Origin of the sequence: Rhodococcus sp. 06-418-5 (assembly GCF_002258285.1) — a bacterium.
Taxonomy (GTDB): Bacteria; Actinomycetota; Actinomycetes; order Mycobacteriales; family Mycobacteriaceae; genus Rhodococcoides.
Window position 1 is genome coordinate 81,532 of sequence record NZ_NOYE01000008.1, and the last position, 23,561, is coordinate 105,092.

At 65.3% G+C, this 23,561-nt stretch carries 17 protein-coding genes; 10 read left to right on the forward strand and 7 right to left on the reverse strand.

What is annotated here, in order from left to right; genetic code table 11:
* Nucleotides 1–6 precede the first annotated feature (6 nt).
* Both CH274_RS02085 and CH274_RS02090 read left to right on the forward strand, forming a co-directional pair.
* Nucleotides 7–2,376, forward strand: a complete 2,370-nt coding sequence (locus CH274_RS02085) for a lysylphosphatidylglycerol synthase transmembrane domain-containing protein (protein ID WP_094629122.1) — start codon at nt 7–9, stop codon at nt 2,374–2,376.
* 148 nt (nt 2,377–2,524) lie between these two features.
* The gene (locus tag CH274_RS02090; protein WP_032396843.1) at nt 2,525–4,228 is read left to right on the forward strand and encodes an EAL domain-containing protein; all 1,704 of its coding nucleotides are present in this window, start codon (nt 2,525–2,527) and stop codon (nt 4,226–4,228) included.
* A gap of 15 nt (nt 4,229–4,243) precedes the next feature.
* Here the strand turns inward: CH274_RS02090 and CH274_RS02095 are convergent, their stop codons facing one another.
* A complete protein-coding gene (locus CH274_RS02095) occupies nt 4,244–4,540 on the reverse strand; it encodes a putative quinol monooxygenase (protein WP_032396844.1) in 297 nt (98 codons plus the stop codon).
* Between the two features lie 49 nt (nt 4,541–4,589).
* Nucleotides 4,590–6,095, reverse strand: coding sequence for a PucR family transcriptional regulator (locus CH274_RS02100; RefSeq protein WP_256993453.1), 1,506 nt, complete (start codon nt 6,093–6,095; stop codon nt 4,590–4,592).
* Nucleotides 6,096–6,241: 146 nt separating this feature from the next.
* On the opposite strand from CH274_RS02100, the gene CH274_RS02105 reads away from it, so the two are divergent.
* From CH274_RS02105 to CH274_RS02130, 6 genes are all read left to right on the forward strand, one after another.
* Nucleotides 6,242–7,108 (forward strand): FAD binding domain-containing protein, encoded by an 867-nt coding sequence (locus CH274_RS02105; RefSeq protein WP_094656782.1) that lies wholly within the window; start codon nt 6,242–6,244, stop codon nt 7,106–7,108.
* Between the two features lie 3 nt (nt 7,109–7,111).
* The gene (locus tag CH274_RS02110) at nt 7,112–7,585 is read left to right on the forward strand and encodes a (2Fe-2S)-binding protein (RefSeq protein WP_032396847.1); all 474 of its coding nucleotides are present in this window, start codon (nt 7,112–7,114) and stop codon (nt 7,583–7,585) included.
* Nucleotides 7,582–8,934: an 8-oxoguanine deaminase gene (locus CH274_RS02115; protein ID WP_179275613.1), complete on the forward strand. Its 1,353-nt coding sequence runs from the start codon at nt 7,582–7,584 to the stop codon at nt 8,932–8,934. The genes CH274_RS02110 and CH274_RS02115 overlap by 4 nt, the downstream gene beginning before the upstream one ends.
* A complete protein-coding gene (locus CH274_RS02120) occupies nt 8,931–11,255 on the forward strand; it encodes a xanthine dehydrogenase family protein molybdopterin-binding subunit (RefSeq protein ID WP_256993454.1) in 2,325 nt (774 codons plus the stop codon). Before CH274_RS02115 ends, CH274_RS02120 begins: the two co-directional genes overlap by 4 nt.
* A 122-nt stretch (nt 11,256–11,377) precedes the next feature.
* Nucleotides 11,378–12,820, forward strand: a complete 1,443-nt coding sequence (locus CH274_RS02125; RefSeq protein WP_094646172.1) for an NCS2 family permease — start codon at nt 11,378–11,380, stop codon at nt 12,818–12,820.
* A gap of 1 nt (nt 12,821) precedes the next feature.
* Nucleotides 12,822–13,898 (forward strand): XdhC family protein, encoded by a 1,077-nt coding sequence (locus CH274_RS02130; protein ID WP_218829187.1) that lies wholly within the window; start codon nt 12,822–12,824, stop codon nt 13,896–13,898.
* 137 nt (nt 13,899–14,035) lie between these two features.
* Here CH274_RS02130 and CH274_RS02135 read toward each other — a convergent pair whose 3' ends face one another.
* Nucleotides 14,036–14,953, reverse strand: coding sequence for an alpha/beta hydrolase (locus tag CH274_RS02135; RefSeq protein ID WP_094629119.1), 918 nt, complete (start codon nt 14,951–14,953; stop codon nt 14,036–14,038).
* A gap of 99 nt (nt 14,954–15,052) precedes the next feature.
* Here CH274_RS02135 and CH274_RS02140 point away from each other — a divergent pair, with 99 nt between their 5' ends.
* Entirely contained in the window at nt 15,053–15,469 is a 417-nt protein-coding gene (locus CH274_RS02140) for a MarR family winged helix-turn-helix transcriptional regulator (RefSeq protein WP_094629118.1), read from the forward strand.
* Nucleotides 15,470–15,933: 464 nt separating this feature from the next.
* Nucleotides 15,934–18,264: an HNH endonuclease gene (locus CH274_RS02145; RefSeq protein ID WP_179275614.1), complete on the forward strand. Its 2,331-nt coding sequence runs from the start codon at nt 15,934–15,936 to the stop codon at nt 18,262–18,264.
* Here CH274_RS02145 and allB read toward each other — a convergent pair.
* Genes allB through gcl form a run of 4 tightly spaced genes read right to left on the reverse strand, consistent with a single transcriptional unit; the run spans nt 18,261 to nt 23,560 of the window.
* Nucleotides 18,261–19,625: an allantoinase AllB gene (gene allB, locus CH274_RS02150; RefSeq protein WP_094656614.1), complete on the reverse strand. Its 1,365-nt coding sequence runs from the start codon at nt 19,623–19,625 to the stop codon at nt 18,261–18,263. The two genes, CH274_RS02145 and allB, sit on opposite strands and share 4 nt — an antisense overlap.
* On the reverse strand, nt 19,567–20,610 hold the full coding sequence (gene alc / locus CH274_RS02155; RefSeq protein ID WP_094646175.1) for an allantoicase: 1,044 nt from the start codon (nt 20,608–20,610) through the stop codon (nt 19,567–19,569). Before alc ends, allB begins: the two co-directional genes overlap by 59 nt.
* On the reverse strand, nt 20,607–21,758 hold the full coding sequence (locus tag CH274_RS02160) for a glycerate kinase (RefSeq protein WP_094656615.1): 1,152 nt from the start codon (nt 21,756–21,758) through the stop codon (nt 20,607–20,609). Before CH274_RS02160 ends, alc begins: the two co-directional genes overlap by 4 nt.
* A gap of 2 nt (nt 21,759–21,760) precedes the next feature.
* Nucleotides 21,761–23,560, reverse strand: a complete 1,800-nt coding sequence (gcl, locus tag CH274_RS02165; protein WP_094646177.1) for a glyoxylate carboligase — start codon at nt 23,558–23,560, stop codon at nt 21,761–21,763.
* Between the last annotated feature and the right edge of the window lies 1 nt (nt 23,561).

Consider the following 23,561-nt stretch of genomic DNA (forward strand, 5'->3'; position numbering starts at 1 on the left):
GACCCCATGCGTGTGGATGGGCGGGACATTCCCGTAGCGGGGAGCCTGCTTCAGCCGCTGGTGCGAAGAACCAGCGACATCATTCGGGTCGTGTCGGCCTCGGCTCTGCTGGGCGTGGTGATCGCCGGTTCGCTGATCACCAGAAATCAGTGGGATGCGCTCGAGCAATCGGTGTCGAACATCGTCGGTGTGCTCAGCCCCGACCAATCCAATGCGGTCTACATCGTCTACGGAGTCGCCATTCTCGCGCTTCCGTTCGGCGTCCTGATCGGACTGATCGCGGGCCGCAAATGGAAACTGCTCGCCGGGTACGCGGCCGCGGCACTGCTGGCCGCGCTGGCGCTGTCGATCACCGGAACCGGGATCTCCACTCCCACCTGGGACCTCGACGTTCCCGAGCGGCTCGACACGTTCCTCGCGCAGTTCCTCGACGATTCGCGCTGGATCGCGATGTTGGCTGCGGCGCTGACGGTCTCCGGCCCCGGTCTCCCCGCGAAGTGGCGTCGGGCATGGTGGACGCTGTTGCTCGCGTTCGTACCGATCCACCTGGTCGTCTCCACCGTGGTTCCGGCTCGCTCGATGCTCGGACTCGCGGTCGGCTGGCTCGTCGGAGCCGTCATCGTGTTGCTCGTCGGCACACCGGCGCTGGAGGTTCCGCTCGACGCGGCGGTTCGTCTGTTCCACAGCCGCGGTGTCACCGTTCGCAGCTTCACCGTCGTCCGTCCGGCCGGCCCCGGCCCGTTGGTGCTGAACGCGCACACTCCCGACGCCGATGTGGTGGTCGAGTTGTACGGGCAGAATCAGCGCAGCGGCGGTGCCTTGCGCCAGTCCTGGCGGTGGATCACGCTGCGCGGCAGCGAGACTGCGCCGTTGCACGCGTCGATGCGTCGGGCAGTCGAGCATCGCGCCCTGATGGGTCTGGCCATCAAGGGGTTGGGAGCGGCAGGCAGTCACCCGTTGGCGGTGGCAGCGCTCGACAGAGGATGGACCCTGTACGCGCACAGTCTGCCCATCGGTGATCCGGTCGAGGCCGAGCACGACGACGCCACCCTCGGCGCTCTGTGGTCGGCCCTGAACACCCTGCACGAGAATCAGATCTCCCACGGCGACCTGCACCGTGGCGAGCTGAGGATCCACGACGGCAAGGCCCTCTTCTGCGGTTTCGGCCACGCCGAACTGGGTGCGTCGGATTCCCAGATGCAATCCGACGTCGCGCAGTTGTTGCTCACCACGGCAGACCTGTTCGGCTCTCAGCGCGCCGTCGCCACCGCCGTCGACGTACTCGGCTTCGACACCGTGATCGCGGCCTCGGGTCGATTGACCAAGTCCGCCATCCCGCCTCGTATTCGCCAATCGGTACTCGACGCCGACAAGACGATGAAGGCGGTTCGGCTCGAGGTTCTGGAGCAGACCGGCACCGCCAAGATCGAGGCCGAACAGGTCACCCGATTCAGCCGCAACCAGATCATCTCGCTCGTGTTGTTGATCGGATTGGTCTACGTCGCATATCCGTTCATCAGTGCGGTTCCCGCGTTCGTCACCGAACTCGGTTCGGCCAACTGGTGGTGGGCTCTGCTCGGTCTGTCGGTGTCGGCTCTGACGTACGTCGGTGCCGGAGCCGCGTTGTGGGCGTGTGCACTGGGCAAAGTCAGCTTCTGGAATCTGACGGTGATGCAGGTCGCCAACACGTTCGCGGCAACCACGACTCCCGCGGGTGTCGGCGGACTGGCCCTGAGTGTTCGGTTCCTGCAGAAGGGCGGTCTGGGAACGGTCCGCGCGACGGCTGCCGTGGCGTTGCAGCAGTCCGTCCAGGTGATCACGCACGTGAGCCTGTTGATCTTCTTCAGCGTCGTCGCAGGCACGTCGTCCGGGCTGTCGAACATGGTGCCGGGCAACACCGTGTTGTATCTCCTCGCGGGTGCGGCCTTCGGTGTCGTCGGTACGTTCATGTTCGTACCCAAGCTGCGCCGCTGGCTCAAAGTGGCCGTCCGACCGCAGATCAAAGAGGTCCTCGGTGAACTGGGCGAACTCGCCCGCGACCCCAAACGCTTCTCGATCATCATCCTCGGCTGCGCGGCGACGACGTTGGGTGCCGCGCTCGCCTTGTGGGCGAGCATCGAGGCCTTCGGCGGCGGCACCACGTTCGTCACGGTCACGGTCGTCACCATGATCGGCGGGACTCTGGCTTCCGCGGCGCCGACGCCGGGCGGTGTGGGTGCCGTGGAGGCAGCGCTCATCGGCGGTCTCGCGGCCTTCGGCGTTCCCGCCTCCATCGCCGTCCCGTCGGTCCTGCTCTATCGCGTCCTGACCTGCTGGTTGCCGGTGTTTCTCGGGTGGCCGACCTTGCGGTGGCTAACCAAGCGAGACATGGTCTGATTGGTCCGATTCGGGGTGCGTGAACACCCCGAGTGCTAGCGTTCATGCAGGTGGGGGGCCTTATTCGACGGAGGGCGTTGCGATTTCCGATCTGGGAGAGTTCATCCCCACCGCCGAGGAGCGTTGGGTTCGTCTTTTCATCAGCGGAATGACGCTGACGTTCGGACTGGCCGGGGTGCTGATGATCCCGGCGGGGCAGTTCTCCGGTTCGGCCTCGATCGCGGTTCTCCTCGCGTCGGCCACCACGGTGCCCGTGGCCATCGCCTGGTACCTCCGTCCCTGGACATCCCCACGCCTGGCCATGGCCTACATCCTGTACGCCGATGTCGGCATCGTCTCGGTTCTGTTCGCCTTTCGGACCCACTTCGACGCGATGCCGGGTTGCGCGATGTTCGCGATCGTCGCCGCCTTCATCGTCGTCGGAAGTTCCTACCGGATGATGATGCTGCACCTCGCCGTCGCGACCGTCACTCTGCTGACGCTCGGTGTCCTGGCCGTCGTCGATGGTGCCGATCCGTGGTCTGCTGCGTCCCGCATCGTCACCATCGGTTCCCTGTACGCCGCCCCCTTCATGATCAAGGCCTACATCGGGCAGCTCCGACTCAAGGCCGCACGGGCGCTGCGCGACCCGTTGACCGGCCTGTGGAATCGCCGCGGTCTGCTGGACACCGTGGACACCCTCGGCGTCTCGCCTTCCGAGGCAGGCGACGCCGTGGGGGTGACGGTCCTCGACATCGACCGTTTCAAGCAGATCAACGACAGATTCGGGCACCCCTCGGGCGACGCCGTCCTGATCGAGGTCGCCCGACGCCTGTCCGAGGCCGTGGGCGATCGGTCGGCGGTCGCACGACTGGGCGGCGACGAGTTCGTGGTTGTCCGAGCCGGAACTCGCGAGGAGATCATCCAGTCGGACAACAGGATTCGAGCCGCCCTGGAGGAGACGTTCGACGGACCTCGGTTCACCACCAGCCTCGGATCCGCGGTCGAAGCACTCGATTCGGAGACCAGCATTCACGTCCTTGTCAGACGATTGATCGCACTGGCCGACATAGAGATGTACCGATTCAAGTCGCGAACCTCCGGGAACGCGGTGTCGTCCGATCGTCTTCCCGAAACGAACTCGCACGAGCAGACGCGGATCCGGATCGACGAACTCATCGCATCCGGCGGCCCCGATATCTTCTTTCAGCCCATCTGCGAGACCGTCACCGGATCCGTGGTCGGCTTCGAGGCGCTCTCGCGCTTTCCCTTCGGTGCCGGATCTCCGCTGTCGTGGTACCGCGACGCCACCGAGGCCGGCATCGGCCCCCGCCTCGAACGAGCCGCACTCGACAGGGCGCTCGACGCGATGCACGAGCTGCCGCCGGGATCGTTCGTCTCGCTCAACGCATCGGCCGACACCATCCGGACGACGAACCTGCTCGATCGACTACGTCCGCACCTGGCGTCGCGGACGTTCTATCTCGAGATCACCGAGCACGAGCGTGTCGACGACTACCTCGCGGTCACCCGAGCCATCGACACCCTCCGCGCTGCGGGAGTGCAGATTTCCATCGACGACGTCGGTGCCGGATTCGCCGGTCTACGTCACGTGATCGAACTGCGCCCGGACATCCTCAAAGTGGACTACGCGCTGGTCCACGGAATCGACCGTGATCCCCTGCGGCGAGCGGCCGCGGCCGCGATCATCGACTTGGCCCGGAAGATCGACGCCGCCGTCATCCTGGAAGGCGTCGAGACCGAAGGGGAACTGCAGGTGGCGAACGAACTCGGGGCCGAGATGGTCCAGGGCTTCCTCACCGGCCGACCGGAACCGGCGTCCGCGCACTCCCACCGACGAGTGGCGACGTGACCGAACCTTCCGGGATCAGATCGACGAATCGACGGTGAACTTGGTCAACGACGGCGCTGCGGCGAGCAGCGGCGGCAATTCGACGATCTTGCCCGGACCCGCGCGGAACTCGCGGTACTTCGCATCGGCCTCGACCGACTCCCACGTCTCGTAGGCAATCACGTGCGCCTCGTTCTCCTCGTCGACCCACACCTCGACTCCGAGGCAGCCCTCGAATGCGCGAGTATCGGCGAGTACCGTCCGCAACAACGAACGGGCCTCGGCGACGGACTCGGGCTTGAACGTCAGATCCAACAATGCAATGAGAGCCATGGCCCCAGTCTATGGGTCGTTCCGCAGGCTCCGCTCCCGCCCACACTGGTCATCTGAGCCGAAGTGCCAAGTAGAACTCGATTCTGTCCTCCAGTCGCGACAGATCACGACCGGTGAGTTCCTCGATGCGCTGGATGCGATATCGGACGGAATTGACGTGCATGTGCAGCTGTTCGGCGCAACGCGTCCAGGCACCGTTGGTGTCGAGGTACACCGACAGTGTCTCGACGAGATCGCTGTTGTGCAGGTCGTCGTAGTCCACCAGGGGAGTCAGCAGCCGCGAGGTGAACATGCGTCGCACGTCACCCGGAACGTTGGCAAGAAGTATTGTCAGCGTTGCCAATTCGTCGTGCCCGACGACGCTGCAGTCCGAGCCACGGCGCTCGGCGAGCCGGCGGGCGTAGCGCGCTTCCTCTATCGCACTTCGGATGTCGGCGGGCGCGGTCGGTGCGCTGACACCGATCGAGGTGCCGCTACCGATCAGTCCGGGTGCCAGCGTGTGGACGGCTCGCCGAACGGAATCGGTTCGGTCGGTTCGCGCCTCCACCAACGCGATGGCCTCGTCGTCGACGATCCCGACCGTGATCTCCAACGGTGCCAACACTTCTCGCAGCAACGGACGTAACTCACCGAGCCGCAACGGCTCGCCGGATGTGGCCACAGCCACTGCAGCGTAGCGTGTTTCGGTGTCGAGTCCGATGACGTCCATCTGGGCGAGGACGTCGGCGGGCGTCGCGCCCCCGACGATCGTGCGCACGAACTCCTGGGCCAGAATGCCCGACCCCGAGAGACGGTCGTCGACGCGACCGCGCTCCACGGCCACGATCGATGCCAGCTGCCCGGCCAGAGACAGCCTCGGTGCATCCCATGTCTGCCAATCGCTTTCGAATGCCACGAACCAATCCACGACCCGCGGTGCGGACTCTCCATCGACGGCGAACACCGACACCCGCTGCTCTCGGCAGTACCGCGGCAGCCGCACCGATGTCATGAATTCCTGCGCCACGGCCTCGGTGTCCGGCGGGTTGTCGGATCCGGCGAGTACCCGTCCCGACGCAGTGACCACCCAGCAGTTCATGCCCAGATCGGAACTGACCATCTCCAGCAGCGGGCCCAGTCCGCCGCCCGGGCCTGCGCTCGCCACGAGGCGTCGATGCCGGTCGAGCACGAGACTCAGGTCCGATGCTCTCGCCGTCGACAGTTGTCGGACGACACTCTCGGTGACCGTGGCGAAAGCGATGTCGGCCGGAACACGAAAGAGCGGTAGCCCGTGTTCGAGGCACGCATCCACCAGATCGTCGGGTACCACGCCGTCGTCGGATGCCGCGAGCGCTGCGATGCCGGCCTTGGACACCGCCCGCACGAACGTCATCGAGTCCTCGGGGCCCGTCCGCCACATCAGACCGGTAAGCACCAGCTCGCCGCCGCTGAGGTAGCGGCTCGGATCGAGCATGTCGGTGGTCACGACCCATCTGATCGTCGGATCGAAGTGCTCGGGGGTGACGATCGGCTGCAGTTCCAGATCGGGGAGATCAGCCAGATCACGCAGCCGCACGGTGAATCGACCTCCTCTTCGTAGGATCCTCCAAAACCTACACTGTGATCGGCGTCATACTTCGTCGTTCCTGTCTCTCGTTCGCATCGCACGCGGCGGCTGTACTGGGTGAACACGAAGTATCGACAGCGAGCGGAGCACCGAACATGGATTTCCTGCGACCACAGACCTGGGGCGACGCGTTGGCCGCGAAGGCCGACGACGTCGACCTGGTGCCCATCCAGGGCGGCACCGACGTCATGGTCGAGATGAACTTCGATCTGCATCGTCCGGGGGGATTGCTGGACCTGAACCCGATCACCGAGCTCACCGAGTGGGAACAGCTTCCCGACGGCACCCTGCGGGTGGGAGCAGGTGTTCCGTACGTACGGATCATCGCCGAGCTCGGTGACAGGCTTCCCGGCATCGCCCAGGCGTCCCGCACCGTCGGTTCCCCGCAGATCCGCAACCGCGGCACCGTCGGCGGCAACCTCGGTGGCGCGTCCCCCGCCGGTGATCTGCACGCACCCCTGCTTGCGGCGGGCGCAACCGTCGAGGTCGAATCGGCCGAGCGCGGCGTGCGCATGATTCCCGCGACCGAGTTCTACCTCGGCGTCAAACGTAATTCCTGCCTGCCCGACGAACTCATTCGCGCCTTCCACGTGGCACCGGCAGCAGGGCCGCAGTACTTCTCGAAGATCGGCACCCGCAATGCCATGGTCATCGCCGTCTGCTCGTTCTCGATCGCACTGTTTCCACAGGAGGGTCGCGTCGGTACCGGTCTCGGCTCCGCTGCGCCGACGCCGCGCCGGGCTTACGATGCCGAGAACTACCTCGCGGCCGAACTCGAGTGGGACGGTGCTCTCGATCCTCGGGTGTCGGAGGAGTTCGGCCGATTGGTCAGTGCGGCAGCAAGTCCCATCGACGACGTACGTGGCACTGCCGATTACCGCAAGCACGCCCTGTCCGTGATGGCCCGGCGAACACTGGGTTGGGCATGGCGGGACCTCACAGCCGCACGGAAGGTGGCCTGAAACATGCGAGTCAATTGCACCATCAACGGTAAAGACATGGAAGCCGACGACGTCTGGGAGGGCGAAAGTCTGCTGTACCTGCTCCGCGAGCGCATGGGACTACCCGGGTCCAAGAACGCGTGCGAACAGGGCGAATGCGGTTCGTGCACCGTCTATCTCGACGGCATTCCGGCCTGCGCCTGCCTGGTGGCGGCCGGTCAGGTCGAGGGCCGCGAGATCCGTACCGTCGAGGGTCTCGCCGAGGGCGACAAGCTCGACCCGATGCAAGAGGCGTTCGTCGAGTGCGGAGCCGTTCAGTGCGGATTCTGCACCCCGGGACTGGTGGTCCAGGCGCACGACCTGATCGAGCGCGTTCCCAACCCGTCGGACGTCGAAATTCGCGAATCTCTCGCTGGAAACCTCTGCCGCTGTACCGGATACGAGAAGATCCTGGATGCAGTTCGGCTCGCTGCTACACGAAAGGCCGAAGCCGAATGACCACGGTGATCTCGGGTGCGTACATCGCACCCATCGTCGGGGACGAAATTCCCTCCGGATATCTCGTGGTCGAGGGCACCACGATCAGCGCCATCGGCTCGGGCCCCGCACCGGTGATCGCCGGGGCCGAGAATATCGACGCGACGGGTTGCCTCGTCACCCCCGGCCTGGTCAACACCCACCACCACCTGTACCAGTGGGCGTCCCAGGGCCTCGCCAAGGACAACACGCTCTTCGAATGGCTTGTCGCCTTGTACAAGCCGTGGTCGAAGATGGACGCCGAGGTGGTCGGAGGAGCCGCAGCCGCCGGTCTCGGATGGCTCGCCAAGTCGGGCTGCACCACCAGCACCGATCACCACTACATCTTCCCCAAGGGCCGAGGCGATCTGTTCGCCGCCGAGATCGATGCCGCACGACGCATCGGCGTCCGATTCCAGCCGTGCCGCGGCTCGATGGACCGAGGCGTGTCCGACGGCGGGTTGCCGCCGGACGAGGTGGTCGAATCGCTCGACGACATCCTCGCCGCGACGGCCGAGGCCATCGACACCTACCACGACGCGTCCTTCGGTTCGATGCTCCGCATCGCGGTCGCACCGTGCTCGCCGTTCTCCATCAGCAAAGAATTGCTCGTGGAGTCCGCGGGGCTTGCCCGCGCCAAAGGTGTTCGCCTGCATACGCATCTGGCCGAGACCCTCGACGAGGAAGAGCACTGCCTCGCTCAGATGAACTGCACCCCGGTCGAGTACATGGAGCAGGTCGGCTGGCTGGGTGACGACGTGTGGTTCGCCCACGCGGTACACCTGCACGATTCCGATATCGCGAAGATGGCGGCCACCGGTACCGGTACCGCTCATTGCCCGAGCTCGAACGCACGACTCGGCGCGGGCATCGCTCGTATTTCCGACTTACTCGCCGCAGGCGCACCCGTCGGCCTCGGAGTCGACGGTTCGGCCTCGGCCGAAATGGTGCCGCTGGCCGGCGAAGTGCGACAGGCGATGTACATGCAACGAGCCAAGTACGGACCGACCGCACTGACGGCGCGTCAGGCACTCGAGATCGGAACACTGGGCGGAGCAACGGTACTGGGACGGCAGAGCGAGATCGGTTCGCTCGAGGTCGGCAAGCTGGCCGACATCGCGATCTGGCGCACGGACGGTTTCTACTCGGCCGTGGACGACCCCGTCGTCGCGTTCGCCTACGGGCAGACACCACCGCTCGCGCGGTTGATGGTGGGCGGTCGAACGATCGTCGAGAACGATGTCCTGACCAGCGCACCGCAGGACGAAATAGGCCGCGCCGGAGCCGATGCGCACCGTCGCCTGATGAAACTCGCGGAGGACGTGCTGTGAGCGCCCCGACCACCACACCCCGGCAAGCTCCCGCCGACATCCCCGCACCGGGACGCGGTCGCGTCGGAGACAGCCCACTGCGACCCGACGGCACTCTGAAGGTCAAGGGCGAGTTCGCATATTCGTCGGACCTGTTCATCGACGGCATGCTCTGGGGCGCAACGCTTCGCAGCCCTCATCCCCGGGCGAAGCTCATCTCGGTCGACATCTCCCAGGCTCTGGCGACTCCTGGCGTCGAGGCCGTGCTCACCCACGACGACGTGCCGGGACGCAAATGCTTCGGACTCGACCACACGTGGGACCAGCCGGTCCTGGCCTTCGACGAGGTGCGGCACGAAGGCGAACCGATCGCACTCATCGCCGCCGATCATCCCGAAACTGCCCGGCGTGCAATGGAAAAGATCGTCGTGGTCTACGACGTGCTCGAACCCCTGACCGATGCCCGGCGCGCAGCCCTCGACCCGAACTACCCGAAGGTGCAGGAACGCGGCGGAGTGGCCCGCCATCAGCCGGTTCGCGTCGGCAACGTCGCAGCCGCTCGGGCGACCGCGGACGTGATCGTCAGCAGCGACTTCGCCGTCGGCATTCAAGATCAGGCGTTCCTGGGACCCGAATCGGGACTGGCTGTTCCGGCCGAGGACGGCGGCGTCGACCTGTACGTGGCGACCCAGTGGATGCACAACGACCTCGCGCAGATCGGGCCCTGCCTCGGACTGCCCGAGGAGAAGATCCGGATGACGCTCGCCGGCGTCGGAGGAGCATTCGGTGGCCGCGAGGACCTCTCGATGCAGATCCACGCGGCGATGCTCGCCATGCACACCGGAAAGCCCGTCAAGATCGTCTACAACCGCTACGAATCGTTCTTCGGACACGTGCACCGCCACCCCGCGCAGATGCACTACGAGTACGGTGCGACTCGCGACGGCAAGCTCGTGTTCGCCGATGTCGAGATCATCCTCGACGGCGGCGCGTACACCTCCGCCACCCTCAACGTGGTCGGCAACGCCGCCTCTCTGGGCGTCGGACCGTACGTCATCCCCAACATCGAGATCGACGCGTACGGGGTGTACACCAACAACCCGCCGTGCGGCGCTATGCGTGGATTCGGCGCAGTACAAGCATGTTTCGCGTACGAGTCGATGATGGACAAGCTCGGCGAGGCCTGCGGCATCGGTCCGGTGGCGATCCGGCAGATCAACGCCGTCAGCCAGGGATCGATCCTGGCGACCGGCCAGGTCATCGAAGCGCCCGCCCCGCTCGCCGAGATGCTCGCCCGAGCCGAGGCGATGGAACTGCCTGCTCCCGTGGACGCGTCGGACATCCGTAATTTGCCGGGTGGGGCATCGCAGACCACCCACGGCGAAGGCGTCGTACGCGGGATCGGGTACGGCGTCGGCATCAAGAACATCTGCTTCTCCGAGAACTACGACGACTACTCCACCGCGCGCGTTCGACTGGAGGTGATCGGTGGCGAGGCAACAGCATTGGTTCACACCGCCGCCGCCGAGGTCGGGCAGGGACTGGTGACGTTGGAGGCGCAGATCGCACGCACCGAGCTCGGTGTCACCAAGGTCGTCATTCACCCCGCCGACACCAAGGTCGGCAATGCCGGATCTTCCTCGGCGTCACGGCAGTCGTACATGACCGGCGGGGCGGTCAAGACCGCCTGCGAGGCCGTGCGCGAGGCGGTATTCGTCCTGGCCGGCCTGTACCTGGGTCGCGCGGTGGCAGACCTAAGCCTCGACGGCGGCAAGATCGTCTCGGCCACCGACGGTGTGCTGGCGACGATCGAGGATGTGCTCGGCGACCGAGTCATCGAGCAGACCCGCGAATTCCACCATCGCCCCACCAGCGGAATGGATCCGGTCACCGGACAGGGCGCGAGCCACACCCAGCTCGCACTGTGTGTCCATCGCGCCGTGGTGGACGTCGACGTCGAACTCGGCCTGGTCAAGGTCGTCGAGATGGCGGCCGTGCAGGACGTCGGCAAGATTCTCAACCGCCTCTCGCTCGAGGGCCAGATCCACGGCGGCACAGCGCAGGGCCTCGGTCTGGCGGTGATGGAGGAAATAGTCGTCGTGGACGGTCTGGTGAAGAACCCGTCGTTCACCGACTACCTGATTCCGACCATTCTGGACATGCCGCCCATGAAGCTGGACATCCTCGAGAACCCGGATCCCCTGGCACCGTACGGTCTTCGCGGTGCGGGTGAGCCACCCACCCTCTCGTCGACGCCCGCAGTGGTCGCAGCCATCCGCAATGCCACCGGGCTCGCGTTGACTCGCGTGCCCGTTCGACCCGAACACATCATCAACAGCTGATCCGAGTTCCATCACCATTCGACGAAACCTTATCCGGCACAACCGCACCGACGCCAAATCCCCCGGCACGTCGGCCCGGCCCCACGCTCGACGAGGTTGATCACGCCCTGGGAGGGCCGATCATGACCGACGTACGCACATCCAGCACTCGCCAAAGTGGGCGAGGTCGATCCCAGATCGACAAGTTCTTCGACATCACCGGTCGCGGTTCGACGCTCTCACGCGAAATTCGCGGTGGCGTCACCACATTCGTGGCCATGGCCTACCTGATCGTCCTCATTCCGCTGATCATCGGTGATGCCCGCGATGTCACCGGTGCCACGCTCGATCCGGCTCAGCTGTCGACCATGGTGGCATTGTCGGCCGGTCTGACGACCATCCTGATGGGGGTCGTCGGAAACGCGCCCCTCGCCATGGCGGCCGGCCTCGGGGTGACGCCCATCGTGGTGTTCCAGGCAGCCCCGTACATGACCTGGCCGCAGGCGATGGGACTGGTGGTTCTCGAGGGCGTCGTCATCGTGGTCTTCGCTCTCACCGGCGTGCGTCAACTCATCATGGATGCCATACCTCTGGTCCTCAAACAGGCGATCGGTGTCGGAATCGGCGCGTTCATCGCGCTCATCGGACTCGTCGACGCCGGGTTCGTCGGGCACCACGAGTCAGCAGCCACCGCGGTCACCCTCGGCACGTTCGGCAAGCTCGCCGGCTGGCCCGTGTTCGTCTTCTGTGTCGGCCTGATCTTGATGATCATGCTGTTCGTGCGGAAGGTGCCGGGTGCGATGCTCATCGGAATCTTCGTGGCCACCAATCTGGCGATCGTCCTGAACTCGGTGTTCGACATCGCACCGGAGGCCTGGGGACCGGTTGTTCCGAAGGTGCCCGATTCCATCGTCGCCACACCACAATTCGACTTGCTGTTCAACGTCGACCTGTTCGGCGGGTTCGCTCGGGCCGGAATCGTCACCGCGTCGGTCGTTCTGTTCACTCTCGTTCTCTCGGGCTTCTTCGACGCGATGGGTACCATCCTCGGAGTCGGTGAAGAGGCCGGACTGGTCGACAAGCAGGGCAGGATGCCCGGTCTGAGCCGCATCCTCACCGTCGACGGCATCGGTGCCATCGTCGGTGGTGCGATCAACGGATCTGCGAACACGGCCGTCGTGGAGTCCGCGGCGGGGGTCACCGAGGGTGCGCGAACGGGTCTCGCCAGCGTCGTCACCGGCGGATTGTTGACGAGCCTGATCTTCTTCACTCCGCTGGCCGGCGTGGTTCCGGTCGGTGCTGCGGCCCCGGCCCTGGTTCTGGTCGGTGCGCTGATGATGACGCACGTGCGCAAGATCGACTGGGAGAACACCGAAATCGCGATCCCGGCCTTCCTGACCATCGTGCTGATGCCCTTCACGTACTCGATCACCGTCGGAGTCGCGGCGGGTGTCATCGCGTACACCCTCGTCCGCCTCGCCAAAGGTAAAGCGCGTCAGACGCATTGGCTGCTGTATCTGATGTCGGGCATCTTCCTGATCTACTTCGCCCTGCACCCGATCGAAGAAGCGTTGGGAATCTCGTAACGTGAAAGAGATCGTCGATCGTCTGACCGCCTGGGACCACGCGGGTGTTCCCTACGCGGTGGCGACAGTCATCGCGGTGTCCGGAAGTGCTCCACGACTTCCGGGTGCCGCGATGGCGGTCTGCGCCGACGGTGAGGCCGTCGGCAGTGTCTCCGGCGGGTGCGTCGAAGGCGCGGTGTACGAATTGTGTCTGCAGGTACTCGAGACCGGCGAGTCCAAACGAGAGTCGTTCGGCTACAGCGATATCGACGCGTTCGCGGTCGGCTTGACCTGCGGGGGTGTGATCGAGGTCTTCGTCCGCCTCGGGCCGCCGCGGTCCGTACTCGCGGCCATCGCGTCGGATACTGCAGTCGCCACGGTGACGATGCTCGACGGCTCCGGACAGTCACTTGCGGTCTCGTCTTCGGCAACAATGGGCACGACCGGTTTCGCCGACGTCGACGCGGTGGTCGTCGGCGAAGCGCAGGCGATGTTGGACTCCGGCGGCACCGGCATTCGGTCGGTGCGGTGCAGGCCGGACCTCGACGTGTTCGTGCAGTCCTACGCAACCGCCCCGCGGCTACTGATCTTCGGAGCCATCGACTACGCCGGCGCACTCGCTCGGGTGGGCAAGTTTCTCGGCTACCACGTCACGGTGTGCGATGCGCGGCCGGTATTTGCCACTGCTGCACGGTTTCCCGATGCCGACGAGGTGGTGACCGAATGGCCGCACAGCTATCTCGCGCGGACGGCAGTCGATGCCCGGACAGTGATCTGCGTGCTCACCCATGACGCCAAATTCGATGTGCCGCTGCTCGAGGTAGCTCTGCGACTGCCCGTCGCATTCGTGGGGGCTATGGGATCGCGCCGGACTCACGACGATCGCGCGGCCCGGCTGCGTGACGTCGGATTGACCGAGCAGGAGCTCGCACGCTTGAAGTCGCCGATCGGCTTGGACCTGGGAGCCAGAACACCCGAGGAAACTGCGCTGGCCATCGCGGCGGAATTCGTCGCCGTGCGACGCGGGGGTAGTGCGCTGCCACTGACACGTACGGCCGGTCCGATTCACCACGACGGGGCGGACGCCAAGTACGCATAGTTCGATGCGCCAGGGCTCGGAGCCACATGCGGTATCGCTGCCGCGGTTCATCGACCGTCTCGCCAAGGCCGCTCGGCCCATTCCTGATTCGGGGCATCCGTAAGCCGACTCCTCGATTATCGGGCTCCGCTCGGCGATCAGAGGTTCTGGTTGTAAAAGTTCGAGAGCCTGTCGACTGCCTGATCCACATACCTCGGCTCGTCGTACATTTCGTAGTGGCCGGCACCGTCGACGATGAGCAGGTCGACGGGGTTCGGGGCCATGTCCCACAATGCCATTCCTGCTTCGTACTGGCCGGTGTTGCCCTTCCGACCGGCGATGATCACTTGGAGGGGTTGGGTGAGCAGCGGATCGACGAGGTGAAATGCGTCGTAGCCCATCAGAAGTGAATCGCTTCGTGACAGTCGGCGGTTGGTAGAACGTTCGTGGCTGCCGCGCGGGGTCCGGTAAAAGGCGATCGCCTGAGTGCTGTCGATGTCCGTGATACCAAGTGCAACTGCATCTTCGGGAGTGTCGGGCAGCCAGTTCACGCGCTCGACCGTACCTGCGGCCACGTGCGCTGATCGGGCCGCGGCGAGTTCGTCGAGGGCTACGGCTGGGCCGTTGAGGGCTGAGCCCGCGCGCCAGGCCGCTCCGATGTTGCTCGCGACGACGGTGCCGACGGCTTTGATGCGGTGGTCGGTGCGGGCCGTGTGGACTGCGTATCCGCCTCCAGCGCAGATCCCGAGGGTTCCGATGCGTTCGGCATCGATCATGTCGAGTTTCGTTACTTCGTCGATCACGTACGAGATGTCCTCGCCCCGACGGTAGGGATCTTCGAGATCGCGTGGTTCGCCGCTGCTCTCGCCTTGGTAGGCGGGGTCGAACGTGATGGCTGCGATTCCCCGGCGGGCGAGCGCTGCTGCATAGTTGGCACCGATCTGCTCCTTGACGCTGCTGCCCGGCGTGGACAGCACGATGAGTGGATGCGGCTGCGTCTGATCGAAATTGCTGGGTAGGTGGAGATCGGCTGCCAGGGTGAGGGTGCCTCGAGGGATGGATAGATGCTCGATCATGAAAGCGTCTCTCGTATTCTTGTTCAGCTTCGCAATGCATGCAAAGCATGATTGTTCGATATGAAACTAGTACGAAACTGTACCAGTTGAGGAGGGCGCATGCAGTCGACCGATTCGGCACAGTTGTGGAAATTGAACCACCGGCTCTTGACGCGAGTGATGAACGCGGCAGCGCCGCAGTTCGACGATCTCGGGATCGAGACCAAGGAGTTCTTCGTTCTCGACGAGGTGGACAACTGCAAACACCCCGCCGAGCTGGCCGCACAATTGATGCTGCCCAAAGCCAGTGTCACGGTCTATCTTCGTGCACTTGTCGCCAAAGGCTTGGTCACCCGAGAGATCGATGAAACCGATCTACGTCGTCATCGACTATCGACAACGACGGAAGGCCGGCTGGTCTTGGAGCGTGCGCTTGCTGCTCTGGCGAAAGAGTTCGGCGCGATGATGGACAAGTTGGATGAACAAGACAGAGCCGACTTTCGGAGGATCCTGCTGTCGATCGTTACGAACGACTAGTCGAGCCAGTCTCGTCAGGAGAACTGTCCGACGCAGTCGGGCCGGGTTGCCTCGCGAGTTCGCTCGGCTTGCGAGACCAGCGCTGCGTGCCGTTTCAGCCGCCGGAGCCGATCACTGGTCTCGGAAGTGCTTGTAACGCAGGGTTTTTTGGACTCAGCGGCGCTCATACAAGCTTTCTGGTGAGCCCCTCGGTTGCCTCGGCTGTGTACGACATCGTGATCCTTGGCGTGACGCCGATCGATCGACCCACTCTCGTGACCAATACGGTTCAGAGATCCAGGAAGACGACGCCCGGTCGTAACCTGATCGCCTCCGGCACGGATCACTTCGCCGGACCCTGCACGAAACAATGCATTCAGCGGCCTTGAACCGCGGGCTTTCGTTTCTTGTCGGAGGGTCGCGATACTCTTTGTTCAGTTCGAACATGCGTTCTGAATTGTTGCTCACCGGGGGGGTGAATGGGGATGGCAGTACCGACCGTGTCGCTGGAGGCGTTGACCGCGGCCGCGTGTGAGGAGAATCGGCAGGCCGCCCGCAAGATCTCCGCATGCTACGACGTCCATCGGAGTTGGATCACCCTCGACACCGAGCACAAGCAGTACAGCCGATACGGGCGCACCGAAATGGCGGTCGCGTTGGGATGTTCGGCGACGGTCGCCGAATCGTACGTCTCGATCGCCGTCGCTTTGCACACCCGATTGCCACTGTTGCGCGCGGCGTTCGAGACCGGTGAGGTCGACCTTGCGCGGGTTCGGACGGTATGCCGGATCCTCGACAACCTGAGCGACGACATCGTGAAGAAGGTCGAGGACGAGATCGTCGAGGCGGCCCACCGGTTGTCACCGGGCCCGCTCGAGAAGGAGATCTGGGACATCCTGCTGCGGGTCGCACCCGAGGAGGCAGCAGCGTTGCGGGAGTTCGCGAAGAAGTTCCGCACCGTCACCTACACCCCGGCCGGGGAACTGGCCCGCATTCGGGCGGAGTTGACCGCACCCGAAGCCGCCGCCGCATGGCAGCTGCTCGAGGAGATGGCCGACACCCTCTGCCCGAAAGACCCGCGTGGGAAGAAGGAACGCCTGTGCGATGCCTTCATGGCCCGCATGCACGGCGAACCCCGACTGGAATGCTTGTGCCGACGGGAGGACTGCCCCAAAGCGGGAGCAGCATTGCGCGATCGGCGGGTGCCGCTCACGATGATCACCGTCGACATCGCCACCCTGATCGGCCTGCTCTCGAACCCGGCGTATCTGGCCGGGCACGGTTCCATCGACCCCGACCTCGCCCGGGAACTCGCACGCAACAGTCAGTGGCAGGTCCTGCTGACCGAAGCGATCACCCTCGCCGAATCCCTCGGCCTCGCCGTCCAGAACCCGGAGACAGGGGAATGGGAACGAACACCGAAAGAGCAAGAGCAGGAGTCGGACCCAGGGTCGGCTGCGACATCGGACACGGACACCGACACGTCAGCGCCAGCGGGCGCCGTTCCGGGCACGGCGGCGGGGGCGGTACCGGATTCGGATGCGGATGCCTCTGCGGGCACCGACACGACTGCCGAGACACCCACGGACGCGAACGCAGGTGCAGGTGCAGGTGCACAGAATGCATCGACGGCTGATTCGAGTGCGGAGACAGCTTCGGCGTCGGAACCAACCGGGCCCAGTTCTCCTGCACCCGAACACAGCTCGCCGGCAGGAGATAGGGTCGATCAGGTCGACAATCCGGTGCCTATCACCGAGCCCGCGACCGACCCGGCAGCAGCTACCACCCCAGGCTCAGGCCCAGCCCACAAGCACGCAGCAACAACCGCTTCGGCGGCTATAACCACGCCGCTACCGGAGCCGTGTAAGGCGACCGGCCCAGAGCCAGTGGCGTCACCAGCACCCGCACCCACTTCGTCGACACCTGTCCAACAGAGGCCGACCGCTGATCCAGCGCCAGATACGAACGAAAACCAATCTCCCACTGCACCATCCGATACCACCAGGAACCACGAAACCGGCAGTGACGAGGAAACTATCAGTGGATCCGAGCCCACACCGATCGGTAGTCCGGCACCGAGTACTCGCCCGGATGCGGGTACCGATACCGAGGATCGACCTCCGCGCCGCCTGCAATCGTTGACCTCCGCCGCAGCGCTGTTCTGCACCCACACCCCTGTCGGCAGGGGTACACGGCACAGCTCTGCCCTCGACCTGGCCTCTGCGATCCGGCGCAACAACCGAACGATCCCCACTGCAAGCCACACTCCCTCCGGCCTCTATATCGGCAACGCCTCCCTTGCCGCCGCACTCGAAGCCGCTATCGCCGCCGACCCCACCCTCGGAAAGTCGGTCTCCCGCGACCCCCTGACCGACCGGGCCCTGATCTACCGCCCCGACACTCTCACCACCGCAGCGGTCCGACTCCGCGACAAACACTGCCGCTTCCCCGGCTGCCACCGCCCCGCCGCCCGCTGCCAACTCGACCACATCAACCCGTTCGACCACACCAACCCGCTCGGCGGCGGCTGGACCACCGTCAACAATCTGCAGTGCCTCTGCGAATACCACCACACCGTCAAAACCGCCGGCTACTGGAAAGCCGTCATGCTCCCCGGCGGAGCGATCCTGTGGACATCGACATCGAAGACCACCCGAATCACCCTTCCCGCCAACGGCACCGCCGTCCCCATCCTCGGCAACGACCTCAGACCACACATCCCCACCCAACCGAGAAACTCCGGCATCATCGCCTACCCCAACCCACCCGACAACCAGGAGCAGGAGACAGACGACACGGCAGCACCGCCGTTCTAGGCGCGCGCCAACAAACGCCCGGTCGAGGATTCCGATCCCGCGATCCAGGACCGCCGCACCACACCCGACAGCCCGAGTCGGTCGTACGCCGTCACCGGATTACGGTGGTACAGCTGCGCGACGTCGACGGTGAACCGTTCGTCGGGTGCGAACACCACAAGATCTGCAGCGCAACCGATATCGATGCGTCCGCGATCGGCCATACCGACCTGATCGGCAGTATTCGTGGCCATCCACCGCACGATGTCGGTCAGTGCGAACCCACGGGCACGCGCCTCCGTCCACACCGCAGCGAGCGAGACCTGCAACGACGCGATCCCGCCCCACGCATCACCGAAGTCTCCGGTGTCGAACCTCTTCAGATCCGGCGTGCAGGGGGAGTGGTCGGTGACGATGGTATCGATCGTGCCGTCGGACAAACCCTGCCACAACAACTCTCGATTGCCGGCCTCGCGGATCGGCGGGCAACACTTGAACTGGGTGGCGCCCGCCGGCACTGCTTCCGCATCGAAACACAGGTAATGCGGGCAGGTCTCGACGGTCACCCGCACCCCGTCGCGCTTCGCCGCCGCAATCATCGGCAACGCATCGGCACTCGACAGATGCAGAATATGCACCCGGCACCCCGTCCTCCGCGACAACTCGATCACCTGCTCGATGGCCCGGTTCTCGGCGGCACGTGGACGCGATTCCAAGAATCCCGAGTACTCACGACCCGTCGCCGACGGTGCCTCGGCGATCACCTCGGCGTTCTCGGCGTGCACGATCATCAACCCGTCGAACGACGCGATCTCGATCAGAGCTTTCTCGAGCTCCGGAATCGTCAGCGGCGGAAATTCGTCCACGCCCGACGCGAGCAGAAAGCACTTGAAGCCGAACACCCCCGCCTCGTGCAGCGGCCGCAGCTGCTCGACATTTCCCGGAACGGCACCACCCCAGAAGCCGACGTTGACGACCGACTGATCCGCCGCCACCCGCCGCTTGATCTCCAAGGCCGCGACGTCCACCGTCGGCGGGATGCTGTTGAGCGGCATATCGACGATGGTCGTGATGCCTCCCGCGGCCGCGGCTCGGGTCGCGCTGGCGAACCCTTCCCATTCGGTGCGCCCCGGCTCGTTGACGTGCACATGGGTGTCCACCAAACCCGGCAGCAGCACCTCGTCCGGCCCCAGCTCGACCGCCACCTCCGCGGACGCGCGGGCATCCACGGAGTCGATGGCCACGATTCGGCCGTCACGAACGGAGATCGAGGCCGCAACCTCCCGTCCGCCGATCACCGCCCGCGACGCGCGAACAACCAGATCAGACTGCACTGGAGACACTCTGGAGCTCCGAGGACTTCCACGCGATGTCGGCCGCATCGAGAGCTTCGGCGTCGAGCTCACCGAACAACCGCAATCGGGACAGTCCGCCGTCGGGGTACACGTCCAGTCGCAGGTGCGTGTACGCGTCGGCCTCGTTCAACAGGAACCGGTGTCGCGTATCCGGTTGGACGGCGGTGCGGGGCAGAATCTCGGTCCATGCCGTCGGGTCCGTGATGTGTCGGCGACGAGAATCGATGGCGCTGAGCCGAATCCACCCCGGTGCGTTCCCGACGTAGTAGCTGGTGTCGACCTCCACGTGGCGTGGGGCGCCGGGCGATGCGAGAGCGAACACTGCGAAGTCGTTGCCGCCGTTGCGTCGTCGAGAGTTCTCCCAGCCTTCGCCCATGTTGCGAGCACGCCCGGGCAGGATGATGTTGGCCGGCGAGGAGTAGAAGGCGTCGGAGCACTCGGTGAGCCGAGCGCCGTTCTCCGCGGCCAGCAGGTCGACGGTGCCTGCGAGGAACCGCGGATCCTGCACCACCTGGCCGTGCACACGGAACCGGGCGACGCCGCCGTCGGGGTAGATCGACAGACGCACATGCGTCCACCGGTGCCGATCGGCCACCTCGTACCTGTTCGCGGTGTCACCGGCCGCCGGGGACTTGTCGACGATGGCGTGCCACTCCGCATTCTGCACATCCTCGATGGACGGATAGCCCTCGATCGACGCAGCCTCGACGGACACGAACGGCGGGTAGTTGCCGGTGAAGTGAGCGGTGTCGACCACGACGCCGTGCACGATGCCCGGGGCTCCCAACCGTACGATGGCCCAGTCGTGACCGCCCTCGTCACGGCGACGGCGAGTCTCCCACCCGTCGTACACCTTTCCCTTGTGGCCGAAGTCCGCTGGATCGAACAGCGGAGCATCGGGCTTGATCAGGTTCTCGCGCTGAGCGAACAATTCGTCGTTCGCTGCGGAGACGCTGCCGCCGAGCGCCCGAGATGCCAGATCGGTCAGAGTGGTGAAATCGGTTCCGGTCATGAAGTTCCTTCCAAAATGTGTGTGGTGGCCAAGGTTCGGCCCACCTCGTGCAACAGCCGGGCCGCGTCACGCATCGAGATCCGAGGGTCCGGCTCCAGCTCGGTCAGCGCATAGGAGGCGGTGATTCCGTAGGGACGCAATCGATCCAAACCGACGGTGCTCCGTCCGGCGACGGTGATCACCGGGACACCGGCTGCACGTGCGGTGTTCGCGACACCGATCGGTGCCTTGCCGTGCAGGCTCTGCTCGTCCAGCGAGCCCTCACCGGTGACGACCAGATCGGCCGACGCCAGAGCGCTACCGAAGTCGATCAGTTCGAGCACCGTCTCGATCCCCGGCTTGGCCGCGGCACCGAGTACGGCCATGGCACCGAAGGCGGTTCCGCCGGCCGCCCCTGCGCCCGCCAGGCCGCTGAGGTCACGACCGATTGCGTTGCGCACCAGATGCGACCACTGCCGCATCCCGTGTTCCAGATACAGCAACTCCTGCGGTCCGGCACCCTTCTGCGGGCCGTAGACCGCCGCGGCTCCGGTGACACCGAGCAACGGATTGTCGACGTCACACGCCAGCTCGAACACCGCGTTCCGAGCCGACGGCAGCAATCCGCTCAGATCGAGGTGGACTGCACCGCGGAGCGGACCACCACCGCGCGCCACCTCGCCTCCGCCGGCATCGAGGATGCGCGCACCGAGCGCGACGAGCATGCCCGCGCCGCCGTCGGTGGAGGCACTGCCCCCGAGCCCGACGACGATACGCCGCGCACCCGAACCAGACCCGGCACCTGACTCGAGTGCGTGCGCGACTACGGTACCGAGACCGAATGTACTCGCTCCCAACGTATCCGGCTCACCGCCGGGCAGGAGCTCGAGCCCGACCGCCGACGCCAGCTCGACAACAGCGGTGTCACCGCGACGGGCATACGACGTCTTTACCGGCTCACCCGTCGGCCCCGCACACGTGACGGCCACTCGATCCCACCCGGCGGTGACGGCAGCGTCGACGGTGCCGTCACCCCCATCGGCGACGGGCAGGCACACCGTCTCGAGGGACGAGTCGACCGAGAGCATCCCCGACGCCAACGCCCGCGCGACCTCGGCCGCCGACAGCGAGCCCTTGAACTTGTCCGGAGCGAGCAGAATGCGCGTCATCTCTAGTCCAGCAGAAGCAACGCGGTCGGCGCGTCGGACGAGGTGGTTGCCAGCTCCTCGAACTCGCCGACGTTGTCGATCTCGGTGCCCATCGAGATGTTGGTGACCCGCTCGAGGATGATCTCCACGACGACGGGAACCTTGTGCTCGTTGGCCAGAGTCCTGGCCCGCACCAGCGTCTCGCCGATGAGGTCGGGATCGGTGACGCGAAGCGCTTTGCAGCCCAATCCTTCTGCCACCCGAACATGGTCGACGCCGTAGCCCTTGGGGATACCGGGCTGCGTGTCCTGTGATTCCTGAGTATTGATGTTGTCGAACCCCAGCTGCACGCAGAAGTCCATGTCGAACGCGCGCTGCGCCTGCCGGATCAGCCCGAGGTACGAGTTGTTCACCACCACGTGCACGTACGGCAGGTTGAACTGCGCGCCGACAGCGAGTTCTTCGATCATGAACTGGAAATCGTAATCTCCCGACAGTGCAACGACATTCGCCTTGGGGTCGGCTGCCACCGCACCCAGTGCCGCGGGAATGGTCCAACCGAGCGGGCCGGCCTGCCCGCAGTTGATCCAGTTGCGTGGGGAGTAGACGTGCAGGAACTGACCGCCCGCGATCTGCGAGAGCCCGATGGTGCTGACGTAGCGGGTGTCTCGGTCGAAGACCTTGTTCATCTCCTCGTACACGCGCTGCGGCTTGATCGGCACGTTGTCGAAGTGGGTGCGGCGATGCATCGTCCGCTTGCGGGTCGCACAGTCCTCGACCCAGCCCGAGAGATCACGCACCGTGCCTGCCGCCCGACGTTCTTCGGCAACGGCCACGAACTGCTCGAGGGCGGCCTTGGCGTCGGAGATGATGCCGTAGTCCGGTGCGAAGACGCGTCCGATCTGGGTCGGCTCGATGTCGACGTGGACGAACTTGCGGCCCTTGCGGTACGTGTCCAGTCCGCCGGTATGCCGATTGGCCCAGCGGTTTCCGATGCCGAGCACGAAGTCCGAGGCCAGCAGGGTCGCGTTGCCGTACCGGTGCGCGGTCTGCAGCCCGACCATGCCTGCGGCGAGACGGTGATCGTCCGGGATCGTGCCCCAGCCCATCAGGGTCGGGATGACCGGGACGTCGAGTATCTCGGCGAGCTGGACGAGCAGGTCCGAGGCATCGGCGTTGATGATGCCGCCGCCGGCCACGATCAACGGGCGCTCGGCCGCGAGGAGCATGTCGATGGCCTTCTCTGCCTGTGCGCGCGAGGCGACGGGCTTGTGCACGGGCAGCGATTGGTAGGTGTCGGGATCGAAGTCGATCTCGGCCAGCTGCACGTCGATGGGCAGGTCGATCAACACCGGTCCCGGACGGCCGGATCGCATCAGGTGGAACGCCTGAGCGAACGCACCGGGAACCTGCGCCGGTTCGAGCACGGTCATCGCCATCTTGGTCACCGGTGCGGCGATCGCCGCGATGTCGACGGCCTGGAAGTCCTCCTTGTGCAGCCGCGCAACCGGGGCCTGGCCGGTGATGGCGAGGATCGGAATGGAGTCGGCCATGGCCGAATACAGCCCGGTGATCATGTCGGTACCGGCCGGGCCGGAGGTTCCGATGCAGATGCCGATGTTGCCCGGTGCCGCTCTGGTGAACCCCTCCGCCATGTGCGAGGCACCCTCGACGTGGCGGGCCAGCACGTGGCGGATCCCACCGTGATCGCGCATCGCCGCGTAGAAGGGATTGATGGCCGCACCGGGGAGACCGAATGCGGTTGTGGCACCTTCGAGTTCGAGTATCTTCACTGCGGCATCGGCCGCGCGCATCCTGGGCATA